This is a genomic window from Halomonas sp. THAF12, assembly GCF_009363675.1.
Lineage (GTDB): Bacteria > Pseudomonadota > Gammaproteobacteria > Pseudomonadales > Halomonadaceae > Halomonas > Halomonas smyrnensis.
This window is the reverse complement of the sequence record NZ_CP045399.1, coordinates 1,698,569-1,718,509: the sequence shown is the minus strand read 5'-3', so window position 1 is coordinate 1,718,509 and position 19,941 is coordinate 1,698,569. Positions and strand designations below refer to the sequence as shown.

The window sequence follows — 19,941 nt, the reverse complement described above, 5'->3', positions numbered from 1 at the left end:
GTCTCAGTGGTACCCCTCGCCCACGCGGACCTTGCCGCGGAACACCCAGTAGCTCCAGGCGGTGTAGGCCAGCACGATCGGGATCACGAACAGCACCCCGAGCAGCAGGAACAGCTGGGACTCCGGCGCCGAGGCCACGTCCCACAGGGTGTAGTTCGGCGGCACGATCACCGGCCACTTGCTGACCACCAGCCCCAGATAGGTGAAGACGAACACCCCCAGGGTGGCGATGAACGGCTGGCCCTCGCGGCGCGCCTGCACCGAGCGCCACAGCCAGAAGGCACACAGCAGGGCCAGCGCCGGGAACACCCACAGCAGGTGCAGGTGACCGAACCAGCGCTCGCGCACCGCGTCATCCACGAAGGGGGTCCACAGGCTGATGATGGCGAACACCGCCAGCACCGCGACCAGCAGACGCGGTGCCAGCCGGTAGGCCCAGGCCTGGATGTGGCCCTCGGTCTTCATGATCAGCCAGGTGGCGCCGAGCAGCGCATAGCCGGCCACCAGGCCGAGGCCGGTCAGCACGGTGAAGGGCGTCAGCCAGTCCAGGGCGCCGCCGACGTAGACGAAGTCCTCCACCGGGAAGCCCTGGATGTAGGCGCCCACCACGGCCCCCTGGGCGAAGGCCGCCACGGTGGAGCCGCCGAAGAAGGCACGGTTCCACCAGCGACGATTGCGATGCGACTTGAAGCGGAACTCGAAGGCGATGCCGCGGAAGATCAGCCCGGCCAGCATCAGGAAGACCCCGATGTAGAGCGCCGGCAGGAACACCGAGTAGACCACCGGGAAGGCCGCCAGCAGTCCGGCCCCGCCGAGCACCAGCCAGGTCTCGTTGCCGTCCCAGATCGGGGCCACGGAGTTCATCAGCACATCGCGGCTGTCCTCGTCCGGGGCGAAGGGAAAGAGAATGCCCACGCCCAGGTCGAAGCCGTCCATCAGCACGTACATGATCACGCCGAAACCGATGATGCCGGCCCAGATCAGCGTCAGATCCAACATTTCCATGGTTCAGCTCCTTCCCGGCTGGTTGGCGGCGTCTTCGAACGGCACATGGGAGGCGGACAGCGGCCGCTTGGGACGCTCCACCTCGTCGTCATGGGGCGGCTCGGGCAGCATGCCCTGACGCACGACCCGGGTCAGGTAGAGCGTGCCGGCGTAGAACACCACGGCGTAGACCAGGATGTAGCCGATCAGGGTGAACAGCGCCATGCCGCCGGTCAGCGACGGCGTCACCGCCTCGGCCTGGGTCATGATGCCGTACACCAGCCAGGGCGCGCGGCCGATCTCGGTGACGAACCAGCCGGCGAGCACCGCCAGGAACGGCGTGATGGTCATGACGCGCATGAACTGCAGGAAGCCGCGATGATCGTAAAGCCGCCCCTTGGCACGCAGCCCGGCGCCGATCAGCACCGCGACGATCATCGCCAGCCCCATGGCCACCATGATGCGGAACGACCAGAACACCAGCCACACCGGCGGCTGCTCCTCCGGCGGCACCTCGCTGATGCCCGGGACCTCGCCGTCGATGTCATGGGTGAGGATCAGGCTGGCCACCCCGGGCAGACCGACTTCCAGCGCGTTCTCCTGGGCCTTTTGATCGGGCCAGGCGAACAGCAGCAGCGGCGTGCGCGACTGGGTCTCCCAGTTGCCTTCCATGGCCGCCACCTTGGTCGGCTGGTGCTCCAGGGTGTTGAGCCCATGCCCGTCGCCGACGATCGCCTGGGCAGGCGCCAGCACCAGCAGCAGCCACAGGCACATGGAGAACGCCTTGCGGTTGGCCTCGACGTCACGGCCGATCAACAGGTACCAGGCGCTGACGCCGGCCACCACGAAGCCGCCGGTCAGGAACGACGCCATCACGAAGTGCACGAAGCGATACGGGAAGGAAGCGGTGAAGATCGCCTCGCTCCAGTCGGTGACGTGGAAGCGCCCGTCGATCAGCTCGGTGCCGGCCGGGGTCTGCATCCAGCTGTTGGAGACCAGGATCCAGAACGCCGAGATGAAGGTGCCCAGCGCCACCATGATCGAGGCGAACAGGTGCACGCCCTGGGGCACCTTGCCGCGCCCGAACAGCAGCACGCCGAGGAAGGCCGCCTCGAGGAAGAAGGCGGTGACCACCTCATAGCTCAGCAGCGGACCGAGAATGTTGGAGGCCGCCAGCGAGAAGTTGCTCCAGTTGGTGCCGAACTGGAAGGCCATGACGATGCCCGAGACCACGCCCATGCCGAACACCACGGCGAAGACGCGCGCCCAGAAGATCGCCAGGCGTTCCCAGGCGGGGTTGCCGGTGCGATAGAACAGGCCGTTGAGCACGGCGAGATAGGATGCCAGCCCGATCGTGAAGACCGGGAAGATGGCATGGAAGGAAACCACGAAGGCGAACTGCAGCCGCGACAGCAGCAGAGGATCCAGTTCCATGGGTGACACCTCGTTCCTGCGGATCGATGAACGTGATGCGAAGGCACTCTCCGTGCTCTTGGTCGTCGGGCGCCGGGGCGCCCTGCCGCATTTCTCCCTTGCCTGCCCAGCCTAGCCGAAGAGGCCGCGGCGGGAACAGGCAACGAAATCATCTTACCCCGGGAAGGCTTCCCCCATGTGTGTCGGGATGTCGCAGTGCATCATGCGGCGCCGGCGTCTATCACCAGGTGCACCATGAAGCCGAGATAGGCCACGTACATGGCCAGCAGGGCGCCGCCCTCGAGGCGATTGATGCGACCCTGGCGGCCGCGCCAGCCCAGCGCGAAGACCACCATCAGCACCGTCATCGCCGCCATCAGGCTCCAGTCGCGCAGCAGTACCTCGCGGCCCGCGTCGATCGGCGAAATCACCGCGGCCAGCCCCACCACGCCGAGTGTGTTGAACAGGTTGGACCCCACCACGTTGCCCAGCACCAGGTCGTGCTCGCGGCGGCGCAACGCGCTGATCGAGGACGCCAGCTCCGGCAGCGAGGTGCCCACCGCCACCACGGTCAGGCCAATCACCAGATCGCTGACGCCGAGGCTCTGGGCGATGTCCACCGCGCCCCACACCAGCAGCCGGGAACTGGCCACCAGCAGCACCAGCCCGAGCGCCGTCCAGCCCAGGGCGGCCTTCATCGACATCGGATGCGAGGCCAACTCGGTCTCGGTGTCCGACGACAGCGGATCGCTGCCGTCCTTGAGCCCCCGGAACACGCTGTAGCCCATGAAGGCCACCAGTACCACCAGCAGCAGCGCGCCCTCCAGGCGCACCACGCCGCCCAGCAGCAGCACCGCCGACAGCAGCGTCGCGCCGCCCAGCACCGGCAGCTCGCGGCGGATCACCCCGGAGTGCACCGCCAGCGGCGCGATCAGCGCCACCAGGCCCAGGATCAGGCCGATGTTGGCGATGTTGGAGCCATAGGCATTGCCCAGCGCCAGGCCCGGATTGCCCTGGCTGGCGGCAATGGCCGAGACCACCATTTCCGGTGCCGAGGTGCCGAAGCCGATCACCAGCATGCCGATCAACAAGGGCGATAAGCCGAGTCGCGCGGACGTCGCCGCCGCGCCGTCGACGAAGCGCTCGGCGCTCCAGACCAGCAGGATCAGGCCTGCCACCACCGCCAGGGCGGGAAGCATCATGGTGTCTCCATCGGAACAAATGAGACGCGCATGGTTGACTATGGTGCCCCCCGCGTCAACGTGACACACTTCCCTTAAGCCGTTGATCGTCAGGAGGACATCATCGCCGTGCCAAGGCCGGCCTTTCGCCACATCGCCCTGCCCAGCCAGGTGCCCTATGTCGACCGCATGCCGCCGGAGGCCCGCGCCACCCGGCGACGCCTGCGTGCCTGCCACGAATGCGACTGGCTGATGGCCCTGCCGCCGCTGCATTCCGGCGAGCAGGCGGTATGCCCGCGCTGCGGCCACGCCGAGGTGCGGCGCCATCGCTATCCGGCCCAGCGCAGCCTGGCGCTGGCGATCGCCGCGCTGGCGAGCCTGGCGATCGCCGCGGCCTTTCCCTTCCTGGCCTTCAGCGTGCGCGGCGTGGGCAACCGCATCGAACTGACCCAGACCGCCACCGACCTGATCGGCCATCACGCGCCGCTGGTGGCGATCGTCGTGCTGCTGACCATCCTGGTGCTGCCGACCCTCTATCTGCTGGCGGTGGTGTGGCTGCAGATCGGCCTGCTGAGCGGCCATCCGCTGCCGGCCAGCCGCAGCGCCGCCCGCGCCCTCGCCCACCTGCAGCCTTGGATGATGGCCGACGTCTTCCTGATCGGCACCCTGGTCAGCCTGATCAAGATCGTCGGTCTCGCCCAGATCGAGCTCGGCCCGGCCTTCTGGGCCTTCGGCGCCTTCGCGGTGCTGCTGCTGGCCACCACCCAATCGGTGGACCGCGACTGGCTGTGGTTCGCCCTGGCCGGCGAGCCCCCGGCACCGGAGGGCAGCCAGACCGGACGCCCCGCCGCCCCCCAGGGGCTCACCGGCTGCCACACCTGCGGCCTGGTGGGCCGCCTCGATGCCGGCGGCCACGGCCAGTGCCAGCGCTGCGGCGAGCCGCTCCACGCCCGCCGTCCCCACAGCCTTCAACGCACCTGGGCCCTGCTGGCCGCGGCGGCGGTGCTCTACATACCGGCCAACGTCTATCCGATCATGACCACCGTCAGCCTTGGCCGGGCCAGCCCCAGCACCATCGTCGGCGGCATCGTCGAACTGATCGAGATGGGTTCCTTGCCGGTGGCGCTGGTGATCCTGGTGGCCAGCGTGATCGTGCCGATCGGCAAGCTGCTGGCCCTGGCCTGGCTGTGTCTGATGGCGCCCAGGGCCCACGCGCTGAAGGCCCCGGTGCGCACCCGGCTGTATCGCATCACCGAGTTCATCGGCCGCTGGTCGATGGTCGACATCTTCGTGGTCGCGATCCTGGTGGCACTGATCCGCGCCGGCAACCTGATGGCCGTCGAGCCGGGCCCCGCGGCCGTGGCCTTCGGCAGCGTGGTGGTGCTCACCATGCTCGCCGCCATGACCTTCGATCCCCGATTGATCTGGGATGGCACCACTTCCACAGCGGACGAGGAAGCCCCGCATGAACGACACGCCCCCTGACGCCGCGCCCGACAACGAGCAGCAGCGCGCCCGGGCCACCCGCCAGGCGCCGCTGTCGCCGATCTGGATCGTGCCCATCGTGGCGCTGCTGATCGGCGCCTGGCTGGTCTACGACAGCTACCTGAGCCGCGGCCCGACGATCACCCTGATCATGGAGAGCGCCGACGGCATCGAGGCCGGCAGCACCCTGATCAAGACCCGCAACGTCGAGATCGGCCGGGTGGAGTCGGTGGACCTGTCCGACGACCTTTCCCAGGTGGTGCTGACCGCCCGCATGAAGCCCGAGGCCGCGCCGATGCTGGTCGAGGACAGCACCTTCTGGGTGGTCAAGCCGCGGATCGGCCGCGAGGGCATCAGCGGGCTCAACACCGTGCTGTCCGGGGCCTACCTGCAGCTCGAACCCGGCCAGAGCGACGAGGAGGCCGAGCGCTTCACGGTCACCGAGCAGCCGCCGGTGGCGCCCCCCGGCGCCGAGGGCCTGCGCATCAACCTGCTCAGCGAGGTCGGCAACGGCCTGAGCGTCGGCGACCCGGTCACCTACCAGGGCTTCACCGTGGGCCGCGTCGAGGAATCCGAATTCGACGTCGAGACCCGGCGCATGCGCCACCGCATCTTCATCGAGAGCCCCTACCACCGCCTGGTCACCGTCAACACCCGCTTCTGGGGCTCCAGCGGCGTCGACCTGCGGCTCGACTCCGAGGGCGTGCGCGTCAGGCTCGACTCGCTGGAGACCATGGTCAGCGGCGGCGTCACCTTCGGCGTCCCCGAGGACCTGCCCCGCGGCGTGCAGGCCGATCCCGACAGCACCTTCACCCTCTACGCCGACGAGGACAGCGCCCGGGAGGGCACCTTCGACCGCTATCTGGAATACGTGCTGCTGATCGAGGACACCGTGCGCGGCCTGTCCCGCGGCGCGCCGGTGGAGTTCCGCGGCGTGCGGGTCGGCACCGTGGCCAGCGTGCCGTGGAACTTCACCTCGCCCCAGCCCGAGAGCGACGCGCGCCTGGCCATCCCGGTGCTGATCCGCATCGAGCCCCAGCGGCTCGGCATCGACAGCCAGACCCTGGACCTCGACGAGTGGCGGGCGCGCTTCGAGCGGCTGTTCCAGCGCGGCCTGCGCGCCTCGCTGAAGAGCGGCAACCTGCTCACCGGGGCGCTGTTCGTCGACCTCAGCCTGGATCCCGAGCGCGGCGACGACTACGCGCCCGAGCTGTTCGCCGAGCGCACCGTCTTCCCGACCACCTCCGGCGGTCTGGCGCAGATCCAGGGCCAGGTCACCGCACTGCTCGACAAGCTCAACGACCTGGAGCTCGAGCCGATCCTCGACGGCCTGCAGAGCAACCTGGCCACCTCGGAGGCCACCCTGGAACAGGTGCGCCAGCTCACCGCCGGCGTCCAGTCGCTGCTCGACGATCCCGAGACCCGCGCCCTGCCCGGCGAGCTCAATAGCACCCTGTCATCGCTGCGTGACACCCTCGAGGGCGTGTCGCCGGGCGCGCCGGCCTACCGCGACCTCACCGAGACCCTGGACCAGCTCGAGCGCCTGCTGCGAGACCTCCAGCCGACCGCCCGCCGCCTCGGCGACAACCCCGGTGCCCTGCTGTTCGACAGCCTCGACGCCGACGACCCCATGCCCCGCGCCCCCGACAGGAGTTCGCCATGACCGCGCTGCGCGCCCTGCTGCCCTTCCTGGCCCTGCTGTGGCTCACCGGCTGCGCCCTTAACGGCACGCCGGCGACCCGCTACACCCTGCCCGACGCCGAGGCGCCGGCCAGGGCCGATGCCTCCGCCGGGCACACCCTGGTGCTGCGCCCGCTGCGCCTGGCCCCGCTGCTCGATGCCGAAGGCATCGTCGTGCAGCTCGACGACATCACCCTGCGCGAGGCCAGCGGCCATCGCTGGGCCGAGCCGCTGGGCCGCCAGCTCGAGCGCGGCCTGCGCGACCGGCTCACCGCGGCGCTGCCCGACACCCGGGTACTGTTCGACGCCGAGGCCGGCGCCGGGGACGATCCCTTCCAGCTGAGGGTCACGGTGGAGCGCTTCCAGGGCCTGCCCGACGGCCAGGCCCTGGCGGCCGGACGCTGGCAGCTGCTCGACGCCGACCAGACGCTGGTCGACGCCGCTACCTTCCGCGTCGCCACGCCCCTGGCCGAGGACGGCTATCCCGCCCTGGTACGGGCACTGGGCCACAGCTGGGACGCCGCCGCCGACCAGGTCGCGGCGGCGGTCGCGCGTCATCAGCGGCGCGCGACACCCTGACGCGGCCCACGGTCGGCTGCGACTTTTCCGGCGCTATGGCATAATGCGCGCCACTCGCGGCCGCCTCCCGCCGTCGCGATTCACCTCATTCCCTCGTTCCGCCACGATCCGCGCGCCCCGCGCGATGGATCGGGCGTGACGTTGCCGCGGAGACTGCATGACCTTTTCCGATCTTGGCCTGTGCCCCGAGCTGCTGCGCGCCATCGACGCCCAGGGCTATACCACCCCGACGCCCATTCAGAGCCAGGCCATCCCCGCCGTCCTCGGCGGCGGCGATCTGCTGGGCAGCGCCCAGACCGGCACCGGCAAGACCGCCGGCTTCACCCTGCCCATGCTGCAACGCCTCAAGGACGGCCGCCGCCCGGCCAAGCGCGGCGTGCGCGCCCTGGTGCTGACCCCGACCCGCGAGCTCGCCGCCCAGGTGGGCGACAGCGTGCGCGACTACGGCAAGCATCTGCCGCTGACCTCCCACGTCATCTTCGGCGGCGTCGGCCAGCAGCCCCAGGTGGACGCCATCCGTCCCGGCCTCGACATCCTGGTCGCCACCCCCGGCCGCCTGCTCGACCTGCAGCAGCAGGGCCACGTCGACCTGTCCGGCGTCGAGATCCTGGTGCTGGACGAAGCCGACCGCATGCTCGACATGGGCTTCATCCACGACATCAAGAAGGTGCTGAAGCTGCTGCCCGACGGCCGCCAGAACCTGCTGTTCTCGGCGACCTTCTCCAAGGAGATCCAGGCGCTGGCCAACAAGCTGCTCGACGACCCGACGCTGATCGAGGTGGCGCGCCGCAACACCCCCGCCGAGACCGTGGACCAGGCCGTCTACCGGGTCGACCGCGAGCGCAAGCGCGATCTGCTCACCCACCTGATCAGCAGCCGCCAGTGGTTCCAGGTGCTGGTCTTCACCCGCACCAAGCACGGCGCCAACCGCCTGGCAGAGCACCTCGACAAGCGCGACATCTCGGCCATGGCGATCCACGGCAACAAGAGCCAGTCGGCCCGGACCCGCGCGCTGAGCGCCTTCAAGTCCGGCGACCTGCAGGTGCTGGTGGCCACCGACATCGCCGCCCGCGGCCTGGACATCGACGAGCTGCCCCACGTGGTCAACTTCGAGCTGCCCAACGTCGCCGAGGACTACGTGCACCGCATCGGCCGCACCGGACGCGCCGGCCACGACGGCCAGGCGGTATCGCTGGTCTGCGTCGACGAACACGGCCTGCTCGGCAACATCGAGAAGCTGATGAAGCGCGACCTGACCAAGCACATCGAGCCCGGCTTCGAGCCCGATCCCAACGCCAAGCCCGAGCCGATCGAGAACGGTCGCAACCGCGGTCGCGGTGGCAACGGTCGCGGCAACGGCGGCGGCCGCAACGGTAACGGCGGCAACCGCAGCAGCGCCGGCGGCAACGGCGGAAACGGCGACGGCCAGGCCCCGGCGCGCCGTCGCCGTCGTCGTCGCAGCGGTGGCGGCCAGGATCGCCAGCGCTCTGGCAATTAACATCCGACAATGCGAATGTACTATCCGCATTGGCTGACACGACACGTGCAAGGAAGCCCATGGACTCTTCAGAGCTGATCCACGACTACCGCCGCTGGCAGCGCTTCCAGCGCCAGGCCCAGCTCGATCGCGAACATCGCGCGGCCTGGCAGCAGCTGGAATCGGCTGGCGTCTCGGCGCAGCGCACCACCGAGGCCTACCGCAGCATGGCCGACAAGGCCGCCACCCAGGGTGCCTGCTACCGCACCCTGTTCCAGCGCGAATTCGAGGCCGGCGAACGGCTGGCCTGCGAGGGCTGGCTGTTCGTGCGCCGGGTGATCGCCGAGAACGGCGCCACCCGCTTGCGCGCCACCCTGCTGCCGAGCTTCACGCTGACCGGCGGCACCCTGTCGCCGGCCGAGGCCGCCGCCGAATCCGTCACGCTGGAGATCTTCGACCAGCTGCTGGTCGACCGCGGCCTGGCCAGCGTCGCTCGGGTCGATCGCGTCGACGCGTCCGGCGACAGCCACTTCATCACCCTGATCGACAGCGTGCGAGGCGATCTGCGTCAACATATGAGTTGAGCGAGCCATGTGGAAGAAACTGTTCGGCAAGCCCCCGATCCGCGTCTGGGTCATCAAACAGGTCGACGACGGCCTGCTGCACCTGTGCGGCGAGGGGCACATCGAGCCCGGCAGCAAGCGGGCACGCGAGAGCGTGCTCACCGGCCTGCAGGACGGCACCTACCAGGGCGCGGTGGCGCTGGCCGACAACGGCCTGGTGCTCAACGCCCGGTTGTTCGCGGCCCTGGTGCCGCATGACGGCCTGCATCTCGATGCCGACGGTCTCGCCCACTGGCAGGGACGAGTGTGGCGCACGTCCCAGGTGCCCCAGCGCTGCTGGACCTACGAGGGCGCGCTGATCGCTCGCGCCACGACCCAGGGCCCGCTCGACCTGGTCAGCAGCGAGGACGTCAGCGGCATCCGCCGGCGCGCGTCCGGCGAAGGCCAGACCGCGTCGACCCGGCTGCAGTTCGGCGCCGCCGACGAACTCGAGGGCGAGGCCGAATTCGCCGAACGCTGGCGCCGCCGCCAGGAAGGCGCCTCCGCGGAGGCGCCCGCCTCTTCCCCTGAGGCCAGCGACAGCGAACGCCAGACGGAACGCCGGCATGGCGACCAATGATCCCGGGCAACGGCGCGGCACCCCGTCACCCGGGGTCTTCATCGCCCTGATGGTGCTGGTCGGGCTCAACCTGCGCCCGGCCCTGTCGTCGCTGGCTCCCCTGCTGCCACGCATCGAGGCCGACAGCGGCCTGCCGATGCTGGCCATCGGCGCCCTCACCACCCTGCCCGTGCTCTGCCTGGGCCTCTTCGCCCCCTCCGCGCCCTGGCTGTCTCGACGCCTGGGCACCGAACGCACCCTCTCGCTGGCGCTGGTGATACTGGCCGCCGGGCTCGGCCTGCGGGGCCTGGCGGCCCCGTTCTGGCTGTTCGCCGGCACCCTGCTGGTAGGCGCCGGCATCGGCATCGCCGGCACCCTGCTGCCCGCCCTGGTCAAGCGCGAGCTGCCCGACAGCGCCGACCTGATGACCGGGGTCTACACCATGGCCCTGTGCCTGGGCGGCGCGCTGGGCGCCGGACTCAGCATTCCCCTGGCCGAGGCGCTGGGCGGCTGGGCCGCGGCGTTGACCAGCTGGGCGGCGCTGGCGGTGGTCAGCCTGATCGCCTGGCAGACCCTGATGCCGACGCCGACGCGGCCGCCGACAACGACACCGGCCCGCGGCGATACCGGCGCGCTGCTGCGCCAGCCGCTGGCCTGGCAGGTCACGCTCTACATGGGCTGCCAGTCCTCACTGGCCTATATCGTCTTCGGCTGGCTGCCGGCCCTGCTGGTGGAGCGCGGCTACGACGAGGTCGAGGCCGGATGGATGACCGGCGCCTCGGTGATGCTGCAGCTGGGCGCGGCCCTGTCCGCGCCCTGGCTGGCCCGCCTCGGTCGCGATCAGCGCCCGGCCCTGATGCTGGTGCTGAGCCTGACCGCCGGCGGCTTCTGGACCCTGCTGCAGGGCCCGACCGAGTGGCGCTGGGCCGGGGTGGCGCTGCTCGGCTTCGGCCAGGGCGGCGGCTTCAGCATGGCGCTGTCGCTGATCGTGCTGCGCACCGCCGATGCCCGCCTGGCCGGCAAGCTCTCGGGCATGGTGCAGGGCATGGGCTATGCCCTGGCCTCCCTGGGCCCGCTGGGCGTCGGTGTGATGCTGGAGCTCGACCTGGGCCTCGCCGGCATCACCGCGGCGCTGCTGGCCCTGGCCGCCGCCGCCACCGTCTTCGCCCTGCTCGCCGGCCGCAACCGCCGCCTGGCCAGCGATGACGCGGGCCGGCTCGTCGTTCGTTGAACGAGTGCGATGAATCCGGGGGTCGCTGGCGTCTTGCGCCTCTTGCCTGACGACGCCGGGGCTCTATCATGACCCCCAACCTCAGCCTGGAGCTTCCATGACGTCACCCGCTTCTTCCCTGCTGGTCATCTACACCGGCGGCACCCTCGGCATGGTGGACAGCCCCGACGGACTGGTCCCCGGTCATGACATCGAGCCCCGACTGCGCGCCGCGCTGGCCACGCTACCGCCGGGCCGCCAGGCCGGACTGGCCGATTTCCGGGTCATCGCCACGCCGACGCCCATCGACTCCAGCGCCGCCACCCCCGAGGACTGGCAGCGTCTCGCCGGGCTGATCGCCGAACACTACGCCGACCATGCCGGCATCGTGGTGATCCACGGCACCGACACCCTGGCCTGGACCGCCTCCAGCCTGGCCTATCAGCTGCAGGGCCTGGACCGGCCGGTGGTCATCACCGGCTCCATGCAGCCGCTGGAAGCCCAGGGCAGCGATGCGCTGGCCAACGTCGAGGCGGCGCTGCGCTTCGCCGCCGATTCGCGGCTGCAGGAAGTGGCGATCTGCTTCGCCGGACGCCTGCTGCGCGGCGCGTGCAGCCGCAAGTGGCAGACCCGCGAGGCCGATGCCTTCGTCAGCCCCAATCATCCGCCGCTCGGCGAATGGGTGGATGACGACGCCGTGCTCTACCCCAGCCGCGGCCTGGAGCGAGCGCAGCGCGGCGCCCCTCGCTTCGAGCTGCCCGACTACACGCCGCTGGCCGAGGGTGCGGTACCGCGCCTCGTGCTGTGGCCGGGGCTCGCCGCCTGGCAGCTGGAGGCCTGGCTGCTGGACGATCGCGTCAGGGGCGTGCTGCTGGAGGTCTGGGGCGGCGGCAACCTCCCGGACGACCCACGCCTGGCGGGCGTGCTGGCCCAGGCCGTCGGCGAGGGCAAGCTGATCGCCGCCATCAGCCAGTGCCCCCACGGCGCGGTGGCCATCGGCCACTACGCCGCCGGCCAGGCGCTGGCCGAGGCCGGCGTGCTGTCCGGCGACGACATGACGCCGGAGGCCGCCGTCGCCAAGCTGGTGCACCTGCTGGCCCAGCCGCTGCCGGAAGCGGAGCGCCGTCGGCGCTTCCTGACCCCGCTGGTCGGCGAGCGCGCCGCGCCCTGACGCGGGCGTCCTGCCGGAGGGACGGTCAAGCGTTGAACACGCCGGGGCCGCCCCATCGCCATGACGGGGCCCGAGAGGCTAGAGTGGAGTCACACGTCCGCTTGCACAGGTAGCCCGTCATGGAACATCCCGATCATCCCTTCACCGAACTCTTCGAACAGCTCGGCCTGGCCTCGGAGCCGAGCGCCATCCAGCGCTTCATCGAGCGCAACTCGCCGATCCCCGAGAACATGGAGCTGCCCGACGCGCCCTGCTGGAACGAGGGCCAGGCGGAGTTCCTGCGCGAGGCCATCGAGGCCGACGCCGACTGGGCCGAAGTCGTCGATCACCTCAATGCCTCGCTACGCAAAGCCTGAGCGGCCCGAGACGGCCATCCGCCTCGGAACGAGAACGCCGCCCGGGTGGGCGGCGTTCTCGTTGGGTCACGCTACAATCTGGCCGCGACGCGATCCAGGATCTGCTGGCTGACCCGATTGACCAGCGGCGTCACCGCGCGCTTGACGGCCTTCTCCACCAACCGGCTCTGGATCTCGTAGTCCAGCGTCAGCGCCACCTCGGTGCCCTCGGGCACCGGCGTCAGCCGGTAACGCCCGCGGTTCTTGACGCCGCTGCGCGACTCCCAGGCCAGCGCCTCCGGCGGGCGGTGTTCGGTGATCTCCACCTCGAAGGTCCAATCCATGCGCACGGCATGCACGTGCCAGCGGTAGCGCCCCTCGCCCAGCGGCTCGATGCGCTCGATCAGGTCCGAATAGTCGACGAAGTCCTCGACCCGCTCGAGCAGGGCAAAGACGCGTTCGGGCGGCGCCTCGAGAATGGCGCGATGTTCGATGGTGGCCATGCCGTTTCCTTGTGCTGGGGGCCTTCGATGCCGTGCCAGCTTCCCCGAAGGGCCCGGCCGATGTCCAGTCCGCGGCGATTCCGCTCGAGGCGGCTCGTCGACGTCTGGCACCTGTCTTGCTGGTCAAGTACACTCCCGGACCGCCGGACCGGACCCCGGTAAAGAAAATTCTCCGACCAAAGGTTCCCCCATGTCCGATTCTCCCCGTCCGGCCACCGTGGTGATCTACTCCGGTGGCATGGACTCCTATACCGTGCTGCATCGCGCCCTGCGCGAGGGCCGCGAGGTGCACGCCCTGTCCTTCGACTACGGCCAGCGCCATGCCCGCGAGCTCGAGGTCGCCCGCGAGGTCTGCCGCGACCTCGGCGTGCCCCACCAGGTGGTCGACATCACCGCGATCCATGGCCTGATCGACGCCTCGGCGCTCACCGACTCAAGCCAGGAACTGCCCGACGCCGACTACGCCGAGGCCAACCTCAAGGCCACCGTGGTGCCCAACCGCAACATGATCCTGCTGTCGCTGGCCATCGCCAAGGCGGTCAACATCGGCGCCGACCGGGTCGACTACGGTGCCCACGGCGGCGATCACGTGCTCTACCCGGACTGCCGCCCGGAGTTCGTCGAGGCCATGAACGACGTGGCCGGCATCGCCAACTTCGAGCCGGTGACCCTGCACGCGCCCTACCTGCGCGCCGGCAAGGACGAGATCCTCGCCGAGGGCCTGGCCATGGGGCTCGACTACGCCATGACCTGGACCTGCTACCGCGGCGAGGCACTGGCCTGCGGCCGCTGCGGCAGCTGCCGCGAACGGCTTTCGGCCTTCGCCGCCAACGGCGCCGTCGATCCCCTCGCGTATGACACCATCGGCGACGAGGCCTCTTCACAGCGGCCCGATGCCGCCGCCTCTTCACAACGGCCCGATGCCGCCGCCGAAGGGACCGACCATGTATAGCGTCAAGGAAGCCTTCTACTCGCTGCAGGGCGAAGGCGGCCAGGCCGGCCGCGCCAGCGTGTTCTGCCGCTTCAGCGGCTGCAATCTGTGGTCCGGGCGCGAGGCCGACCGCGCCGCCGCGGCCTGTCGCTTCTGCGATACCGACATTCGCGGCACCGATGGCCAGCACGGCGGCCGCTTCCATGATGCCGAGGCGCTGGCCGATCACCTGACCGCACTGTGGCCGGACGCCCCGGGCACCGCCACGCCCCAGGTGATCTTCACCGGCGGCGAGCCGCTGCTGCAGCTCGACGAGGCGCTGATCGAGGCCATGCACCAACGCGGCTTCGACGTCGCCGTGGAGACCAACGGCACCCTGCCGGCGCCGCCGGGCATCGACTGGCTGTGCGTCAGCCCCAAGGGCGAGACCGAGCTGGCCCAGACCTCCGGCGACGAGCTCAAGCTGGTCTATCCGCAGAGCGACGCTCCGCCCGAGCGCTTCACCGCCCTGGACTTCCATCACTTCTTCCTGCAGCCGATGGACACCGCGGCGGTCGGTGGCGGCGATGTCACGGCCGAGACCGTGGCCTACTGCCTGAGCCATCCCCAGTGGCGGCTCTCGCTGCAGACCCACAAGATCACGGGGATCGACTGATGACGCTGTTCGTCAACCGCCTCACCCATCTCGACGCTTCGCTGTGGTGCCCCGAACGCGGGCTGATCGGCGCCAGCTGGCGGGTCGACGCCGAACTCGACGGCGCGCTCGGCGAGGACGGCATGCTGTTCGACTTCGGCGAGGTCAAGCCGTGGATCAAGTCGCGCATCGACCAGGGCCCCGATCACGCCCTGCTGGTGCCCACCGAGGCGCCCGGCGTCAGCGTCCACGACTGCGCCGAGGGCCTGTGCGTGCGCGCCGAGTCGCCCTACCCGTTCGAGGTCCGCGGCCCGCGCCAGGCCTTCGCCCTTCTGCCCTGGCCGGCCATCACCGCCAAACGCCTGGCCGAGCACCTGTCGGCCTCGCTGACCCGCCAGCCGCCGGCCCGGGTCGAGGCGATCCGCCTGACGCTGACCGACGAGGCCATCGACGGCGCCGCCTACACCTACAGCCACGGCCTCAAGCGCCACGCCGGCAACTGCCAGCGCATCGCCCACGGCCATCGCTCGCGGCTGCACGTATGGCAGGACGGCGAGCGCCGCCCGGCGCTCGAGGCCGAGTGGGCCGATCGCCTCGCGGATCGCTACCTGGTGGACGAGGCCGACGTGGTCGAGGGCCTCGATGCCGCCTTCACCGGCCGGCTGACCACCCGCTACACGGCCGAACAGGGCCGCTTCGCCCTGACCCTGCCGCGGGAGCGCTGCATCCCGATGCCGACGCCGACCACGGTGGAACATATCGCCGCCTGGCTGGCCGGCGAGATCGCCCGCGAGACCGGCCGCGCCACCCGCGTCCAGGCCTTCGAGGGCATCGACAAGGGGGCGCTGGCGGAGGCCGAGGCGTGAGCCCCAGCCAAGCCATGAGCGCGGAACAGGACGGCGGCTGCCGCCCCGGCTGCGGCGCCTGCTGCATCGCGCCCTCGATCAGCTCGCCGATCCCCGGCATGCCGGACGGCAAGCCCGCCGGGGAGCGCTGCGCCCAGCTCGACGACGACAACCTGTGCCGGCTGTTCGGCCGGCCCGAGCGGCCGGCGGTCTGCGCCCGTTTCGATTACGACCGTGAACTGTGCGGCGATCACCGCGATCAGGCGCTGGAACGGATCGCCGCGCTGGAAGTCGCGACCTGAGCCCGGCGCCTCGCGCTCCTGCTTCACCGCCCCCACCACCTCTCCCGAGACGCAAGACGCCCGGCGACGCTCGTCTCACGAGCCTCGCCGGGCGTCTTGCCATTTCCCATGGCGCCGAGGACGCGCGCGCCGTCAGTCTTCCAGGTCGGCGGTATGCGGCAGCCGCTTGTCGAGCAGGGTCCGCCAACGCACCAGCACCGGCGCATCGCTGTGGCTGACCTCGCCCAGCAGGCCGCGGAACGCCATCCGCGCGTCCTCGTCCTCCGGATCGACCCTCGTCAGCCAGGCCTCCAGGGCGCAGAGCTGCTGGTGCAGGTTGCCGTCGCCGCCGGCCTGCTCGAGGGCCTGCTCGATCAGCGCGCGCACCTCCTCGGCGGGATGCCCCAGGCGGTGACGCACCCCGGCCAGATGCACCGCCAGTTCGGCGACGAACAGCGTGGCGCGCTCGCGGGCGATCAGCAGGCACTGGTCGAGGTAGTCCTCGGCCCGGGCCAGGTCGCCCAGCGAGGTGCAGGCATCCACCCACCACAGCGAGGGCCGCTGGTAGGGATCGCGCCCGGTGACCTCGACGAACTCTTCCTGGGCCGCCTCGATGCGCTTGAGCCCTTCGCGATCGCCGGACAGCGCCCGCTGCCAGCCCAGCACCTGCCGCGCCGAGACCTGCCACAGCTGCAGGTCGGGCGTGCCGGTGATCTCGTAGGCGCGCTCGGCGCGCTGGGAGGCCAGATGCTCGTGCCCCACCTGGCGATAGAGCGCCGCGGCATACATCAGCGCCATGGCCAGGCTGCCCGGGTGATTGATGCGCTCGGCCAGGCGGATCGCCGATTCGACCTGCTGCTGGGCGCGATGGTAGTCGCCGCGCAGGCACAGCGCCCAGCTCTGGAAGCAGGTCGCGGCCACCTGGGGGTGGTCGGAGAACGGCAGCCACTCGATCATCATCGGCGAGTTGAGCGGGTCGATCTCCTCGAGATGCTCGTAGGCCTGCTGGATGCGGCCGGCCCAGTACTCGCAGCTGGCCCGCGCGAAGTCGGCCAGGCGCCGGTAGCGCGGATCCTCGAGCCGCGAGGCCAGGTCCGCCAGCCGCGAGGCCAGCAGGAAGGCATCGGCGTGGGCGTTGCGCTGGCTGCAGCCGACCCACAGCCCCCACTTGACCAGAAACGCCTGCTCCAGGTCCTCGCTGTCCTCCGGCACCTCGTCACTGCAAGTCAGCAGCTCGCGGGCGCGGACGAAGCTCTCGTGGGCGGTGGGCGAACCGTGTCCCTCCAGGGCGAAGGCCGCCTGGCCGCGCACGGTGTGCAGGCTGACCTCACGCTCCTCCTGGCCCTCCACGTGGCGCAGGCTGGCCAGGCCGAAGTCGGCCATGCGCAGCGCGGTGCGGTTGGCGCTGACCTTGAGCGCCTCGCGGGCCGCCAGCTCGAAGTAGCGGGCGCCGCGGGCGTGGTGCCCGCTGCGCCGCAGATGGGTGGCGAAGTCGCCGGGGTGGCGGCTGATCCAGACCGGGAAGCGCTCCTCGATCAGCGCCACGACCTGACTGTGCAGGGCCACCCTCACGTCCCGCGGGCAGGACAGGTAGGCCGCCTCCTGCAGCAGCTGGTGGGTGAACTGGTATTCGCGCCCCTCTTCCGCCTCGTCGACCGGCTCGATGATCTCCAGCCGCACCATCTGCTCCAGCGCCGCGGCCAGCTTCGGCATCTCGCGGTCGCTGCACTCGGCGAGGAAGTCGAGCCGGAAGCGCCGTCCCAGCACCGCCGCCACGTGGGCCACGTCGCGGTCGCCGTCGAGCTGGTCGATGCGGCTGGCCAGCAGGCCGAGCAGGCCCTGGGGCAGCTCGTCGAGGTCGATGCGACGCCCTTCGCGACGGTCCATGTCGACGCGGCGGCAGATCTCCTGGAGATACAGCGGCACGCCGTCGCAGCGCTCGACGATCTGGCTGCGCAGGCGCGGGCTGAGCTGCAGCCGATAGCGCCGCGCCAGCTGGGTGAGCAGACGCGACGACTGCATGGGATCGAGCCGCCCGAGGGTGATCTGCTGATCCCAGTCGAGCCGGGTCGGCAGCGCCTCGCGGCCATGGTGGCTGGCCACCATCAGGAAGGGGCAGGTGATCGGCAGGCGTGCCTGCAGGCCGCCCAGCACCTTGAAGGAGGGCTCGTCGAGCCATTGCAGGTCGTCGACCATCAGCACCAGGGTGCGGGTCTCGGTGAGCTGCTCGATCAGCCGCTGCAGCACGCCGACCACCAGCTCCACGGCCTCGCCGCTCTGGGTGAGCAGGGCCACCTCGCGGGGAGGGCAGACGCCCAGCGCCTCTTCCAGCAGCAGCCGAGGCTCGTCGTCGAGGTCATCCGGCGTCAGCGAGGTCAGCGCCTCGGCATCGAACGCGTCGCCGAAGTGCCAGTGCAGCAGCTGTCGGGCCACGCCGTAGGGTTCCTGGATCGACAGCCGGGTGGTGGGCTGCCAGCAGATCGCCGCCTCGCGGCTCTGCTCGAGGTGGCGGAAGCCGACCAGCAGCGCCGACTTGCCGAGCCCCGAGGGGCCGCGCACCAGCACGCTCTGACGCAGCCCGATGCCGGCCCGGGCCAGGGCGTCACGCAGCGTGCGCAGCGCCCCTTCGCGGCCGATCAGGCTCGGCGGCATGGCCTCGCGGCCGCCTTCATTCGCGCCGAGCACCAGCGCTCGCAGCCACACGCGACCGTCGCTGGCCACCAGCCGTGACGAGAGCCGTGGCTGCAGGTCGAGCGCCGGCGGCATGTGCTGGCTGGCCTCCTGGGAGATCACCAGCTCGCTGCCCTGGGAGGCGGCCATCAGTTCCAGCGCGCCCCGGGTGACCTCGCCCAGCGGATCGACCAGGTGGCGCTCCGGCAGATAGACCACCTGGCCGCTGTTGAGACCGGCGGCCAGGCAGATGCCCGGCGGCTCGCCTTCGCCGCTCCAGTGGCGGGCGCACTCGTCGGCGAGTGCGCGCTGACAGTGTTCGTAGAGCGCCACCAGCTCGGCGAGCTGGTGGGCCGGCCCGTGGGTGCCGAAGCAGGCCAGGCCGATGCCACCGGCGGCGCCGGGCAGCCAGAAGCCGCCCAGATGATGACACTGCTGCTCGAGCCAGCGCATCAGCTCCGACTGCAGGGTCAGACTGGCCCGGGTCTCGCCACGGGTGGAGAGATCGGCGTGCAGGTCCAGGCGGATCGCCATGACCGACAGCTGGCGCATCTCGATCTCGTCGTCGCGCAGCGGCACGCTGTCCGCGGCCAGGGTGCGCGAGAAGCCGGCACCGGGGCCGACCGACTCGTCGCCGGCGCCATCGGACCAGTAGCGTGCCAGCTGCAGGAAGGCGGGGTCCGGCTGCTGGCCGGTCAGCGCCAGCAGCTGCAGGTAGGCGTTGTACTGCTCATGGGCGGCGGCCAGCTGACCCTGCTCGGCGAGCTGGCGAACCAGCCGCTCGTGGAAGGGGCCGTAGCCGGAGAAGCGGCTGACCAGGGTCTCCAGCAGCGCGTCGGGCAGCGGCTCCGCCTGCTCGAGCACCGACTCGGCATAGCGGATCACCCGCTGACGCCACTCGTTGCGCACCTGGACCAGCCAGCGCTGGAACTCGGCGCAGGTGGCGAGCTGCAGCTCCTCGACCAGGTCGCCCTGGTAGCACTCCAGGATCTCTTCCAGGGTCGCCACCTCGGCGGGCGCCTCGAGCATCGACTGCAACTCGTGGAGATCGAACTGCCACGCCTCGGGGAGCTCGAAGGCGATGGTCTGGCGGGATACCGAGAGCACCTCCTCGGCCTGCTCGCCCAGCGACTGACGCAGGCAGTGCAGGGCGTGACGCAGATTGGTCCGCCCCGAGGAGAGGCCCTGGTCGGGCCACAGCAGTTCGGCGAGGGTCGCGCGGTTGACCGGCTGCTCGTGAAGCAGCAGGTAGACCAGCAGCGCCTTGACCTTGTCGTAACTGAAATGGGTCAGCGCATCGTCGCCCAGGGTCAGCGAAAAATGACCGAATAACGCCAGGCGATCTTGTTCTTCACGGGTTACGGCGTCGGAAGCATCCCGCATGATTATTAGGCCCTGCTG

At 70.6% G+C, this 19,941-nt stretch carries 18 protein-coding genes; 13 read left to right on the top strand and 5 right to left on the bottom strand.

The window, feature by feature from the left end; translation table 11 throughout:
• Positions 1-3: 3 nt before the first annotated feature.
• From cydB to FIU88_RS07845, 3 genes are all read right to left on the bottom strand, one after another.
• Positions 4-1,005, bottom strand: a complete 1,002-nt coding sequence (gene cydB, locus FIU88_RS07855) for a cytochrome d ubiquinol oxidase subunit II (protein ID WP_152478798.1) — start codon at positions 1,003-1,005, stop codon at positions 4-6.
• Between the two features lie 3 nt (positions 1,006-1,008).
• Positions 1,009-2,418: a cytochrome ubiquinol oxidase subunit I gene (locus FIU88_RS07850; RefSeq protein WP_152478797.1), complete on the bottom strand. Its 1,410-nt coding sequence runs from the start codon at positions 2,416-2,418 to the stop codon at positions 1,009-1,011.
• Between the two features lie 200 nt (positions 2,419-2,618).
• Positions 2,619-3,599 carry a calcium/sodium antiporter gene (locus FIU88_RS07845; protein ID WP_016854732.1) on the bottom strand — a complete coding sequence of 327 codons (981 nt, stop codon included), beginning with the start codon at positions 3,597-3,599 and terminating at the stop codon, positions 2,619-2,621.
• Positions 3,600-3,767: 168 nt separating this feature from the next.
• On the opposite strand from FIU88_RS07845, the gene FIU88_RS07840 reads away from it, so the two are divergent.
• The 9 genes from FIU88_RS07840 to FIU88_RS07800 all read left to right on the top strand — a co-directional run bounded on the left by FIU88_RS07840 (position 3,768) and on the right by FIU88_RS07800 (position 12,697).
• Entirely contained in the window at positions 3,768-5,063 is a 1,296-nt protein-coding gene (locus FIU88_RS07840) for a paraquat-inducible protein A (protein WP_051008815.1), read from the top strand.
• Positions 5,044-6,726: an intermembrane transport protein PqiB gene (gene pqiB / locus FIU88_RS07835; protein WP_152478795.1), complete on the top strand. Its 1,683-nt coding sequence runs from the start codon at positions 5,044-5,046 to the stop codon at positions 6,724-6,726. Before FIU88_RS07840 ends, pqiB begins: the two co-directional genes overlap by 20 nt.
• Positions 6,723-7,322 carry a membrane integrity-associated transporter subunit PqiC gene (locus FIU88_RS07830; RefSeq protein ID WP_152478794.1) on the top strand — a complete coding sequence of 200 codons (600 nt, stop codon included), beginning with the start codon at positions 6,723-6,725 and terminating at the stop codon, positions 7,320-7,322. Before pqiB ends, FIU88_RS07830 begins: the two co-directional genes overlap by 4 nt.
• Positions 7,323-7,479: 157 nt before the next feature.
• Positions 7,480-8,820, top strand: a complete 1,341-nt coding sequence (locus tag FIU88_RS07825) for a DEAD/DEAH box helicase (RefSeq protein WP_152478793.1) — start codon at positions 7,480-7,482, stop codon at positions 8,818-8,820.
• A 59-nt stretch (positions 8,821-8,879) separates the two neighbouring features.
• A complete protein-coding gene (locus FIU88_RS07820) occupies positions 8,880-9,383 on the top strand; it encodes a hypothetical protein (protein ID WP_152478792.1) in 504 nt (167 codons plus the stop codon).
• A 7-nt stretch (positions 9,384-9,390) separates the two neighbouring features.
• Entirely contained in the window at positions 9,391-9,981 is a 591-nt protein-coding gene (locus tag FIU88_RS07815; protein WP_152478791.1) for a hypothetical protein, read from the top strand.
• Positions 9,968-11,191: an MFS transporter gene (locus FIU88_RS07810; protein WP_152478790.1), complete on the top strand. Its 1,224-nt coding sequence runs from the start codon at positions 9,968-9,970 to the stop codon at positions 11,189-11,191. The genes FIU88_RS07815 and FIU88_RS07810 overlap by 14 nt, the downstream gene beginning before the upstream one ends.
• Positions 11,192-11,288: 97 nt before the next feature.
• Entirely contained in the window at positions 11,289-12,341 is a 1,053-nt protein-coding gene (locus FIU88_RS07805; RefSeq protein ID WP_152478789.1) for an asparaginase, read from the top strand.
• 119 nt (positions 12,342-12,460) lie between these two features.
• On the top strand, positions 12,461-12,697 hold the full coding sequence (locus FIU88_RS07800) for a DUF2789 domain-containing protein (protein WP_152478788.1): 237 nt from the start codon (positions 12,461-12,463) through the stop codon (positions 12,695-12,697).
• 71 nt (positions 12,698-12,768) lie between these two features.
• Here FIU88_RS07800 and FIU88_RS07795 read toward each other — a convergent pair whose 3' ends face one another.
• Entirely contained in the window at positions 12,769-13,179 is a 411-nt protein-coding gene (locus FIU88_RS07795) for an SRPBCC family protein (RefSeq protein WP_016854722.1), read from the bottom strand.
• A 190-nt stretch (positions 13,180-13,369) separates the two neighbouring features.
• On the opposite strand from FIU88_RS07795, the gene queC reads away from it, so the two are divergent.
• Genes queC through FIU88_RS07775 form a run of 4 tightly spaced genes read left to right on the top strand, consistent with a single transcriptional unit; the run spans position 13,370 to position 15,891 of the window.
• Entirely contained in the window at positions 13,370-14,131 is a 762-nt protein-coding gene (gene queC, locus FIU88_RS07790; protein ID WP_152478787.1) for a 7-cyano-7-deazaguanine synthase QueC, read from the top strand.
• Positions 14,124-14,765: a 7-carboxy-7-deazaguanine synthase gene (gene queE / locus FIU88_RS07785; protein ID WP_152478786.1), complete on the top strand. Its 642-nt coding sequence runs from the start codon at positions 14,124-14,126 to the stop codon at positions 14,763-14,765. Before queC ends, queE begins: the two co-directional genes overlap by 8 nt.
• The gene (locus FIU88_RS07780; protein WP_152478785.1) at positions 14,765-15,610 is read left to right on the top strand and encodes a 6-carboxytetrahydropterin synthase; all 846 of its coding nucleotides are present in this window, start codon (positions 14,765-14,767) and stop codon (positions 15,608-15,610) included. Before queE ends, FIU88_RS07780 begins: the two co-directional genes overlap by 1 nt.
• Before the next feature lie 14 nt (positions 15,611-15,624).
• Positions 15,625-15,891 (top strand): YkgJ family cysteine cluster protein, encoded by a 267-nt coding sequence (locus FIU88_RS07775; RefSeq protein WP_152480169.1) that lies wholly within the window; start codon positions 15,625-15,627, stop codon positions 15,889-15,891.
• 132 nt (positions 15,892-16,023) lie between these two features.
• Here the strand turns inward: FIU88_RS07775 and FIU88_RS07770 are convergent, their stop codons facing one another.
• The gene (locus FIU88_RS07770) at positions 16,024-19,923 is read right to left on the bottom strand and encodes an AAA family ATPase (RefSeq protein ID WP_152478784.1); all 3,900 of its coding nucleotides are present in this window, start codon (positions 19,921-19,923) and stop codon (positions 16,024-16,026) included.
• Between the last annotated feature and the right edge of the window lie 18 nt (positions 19,924-19,941).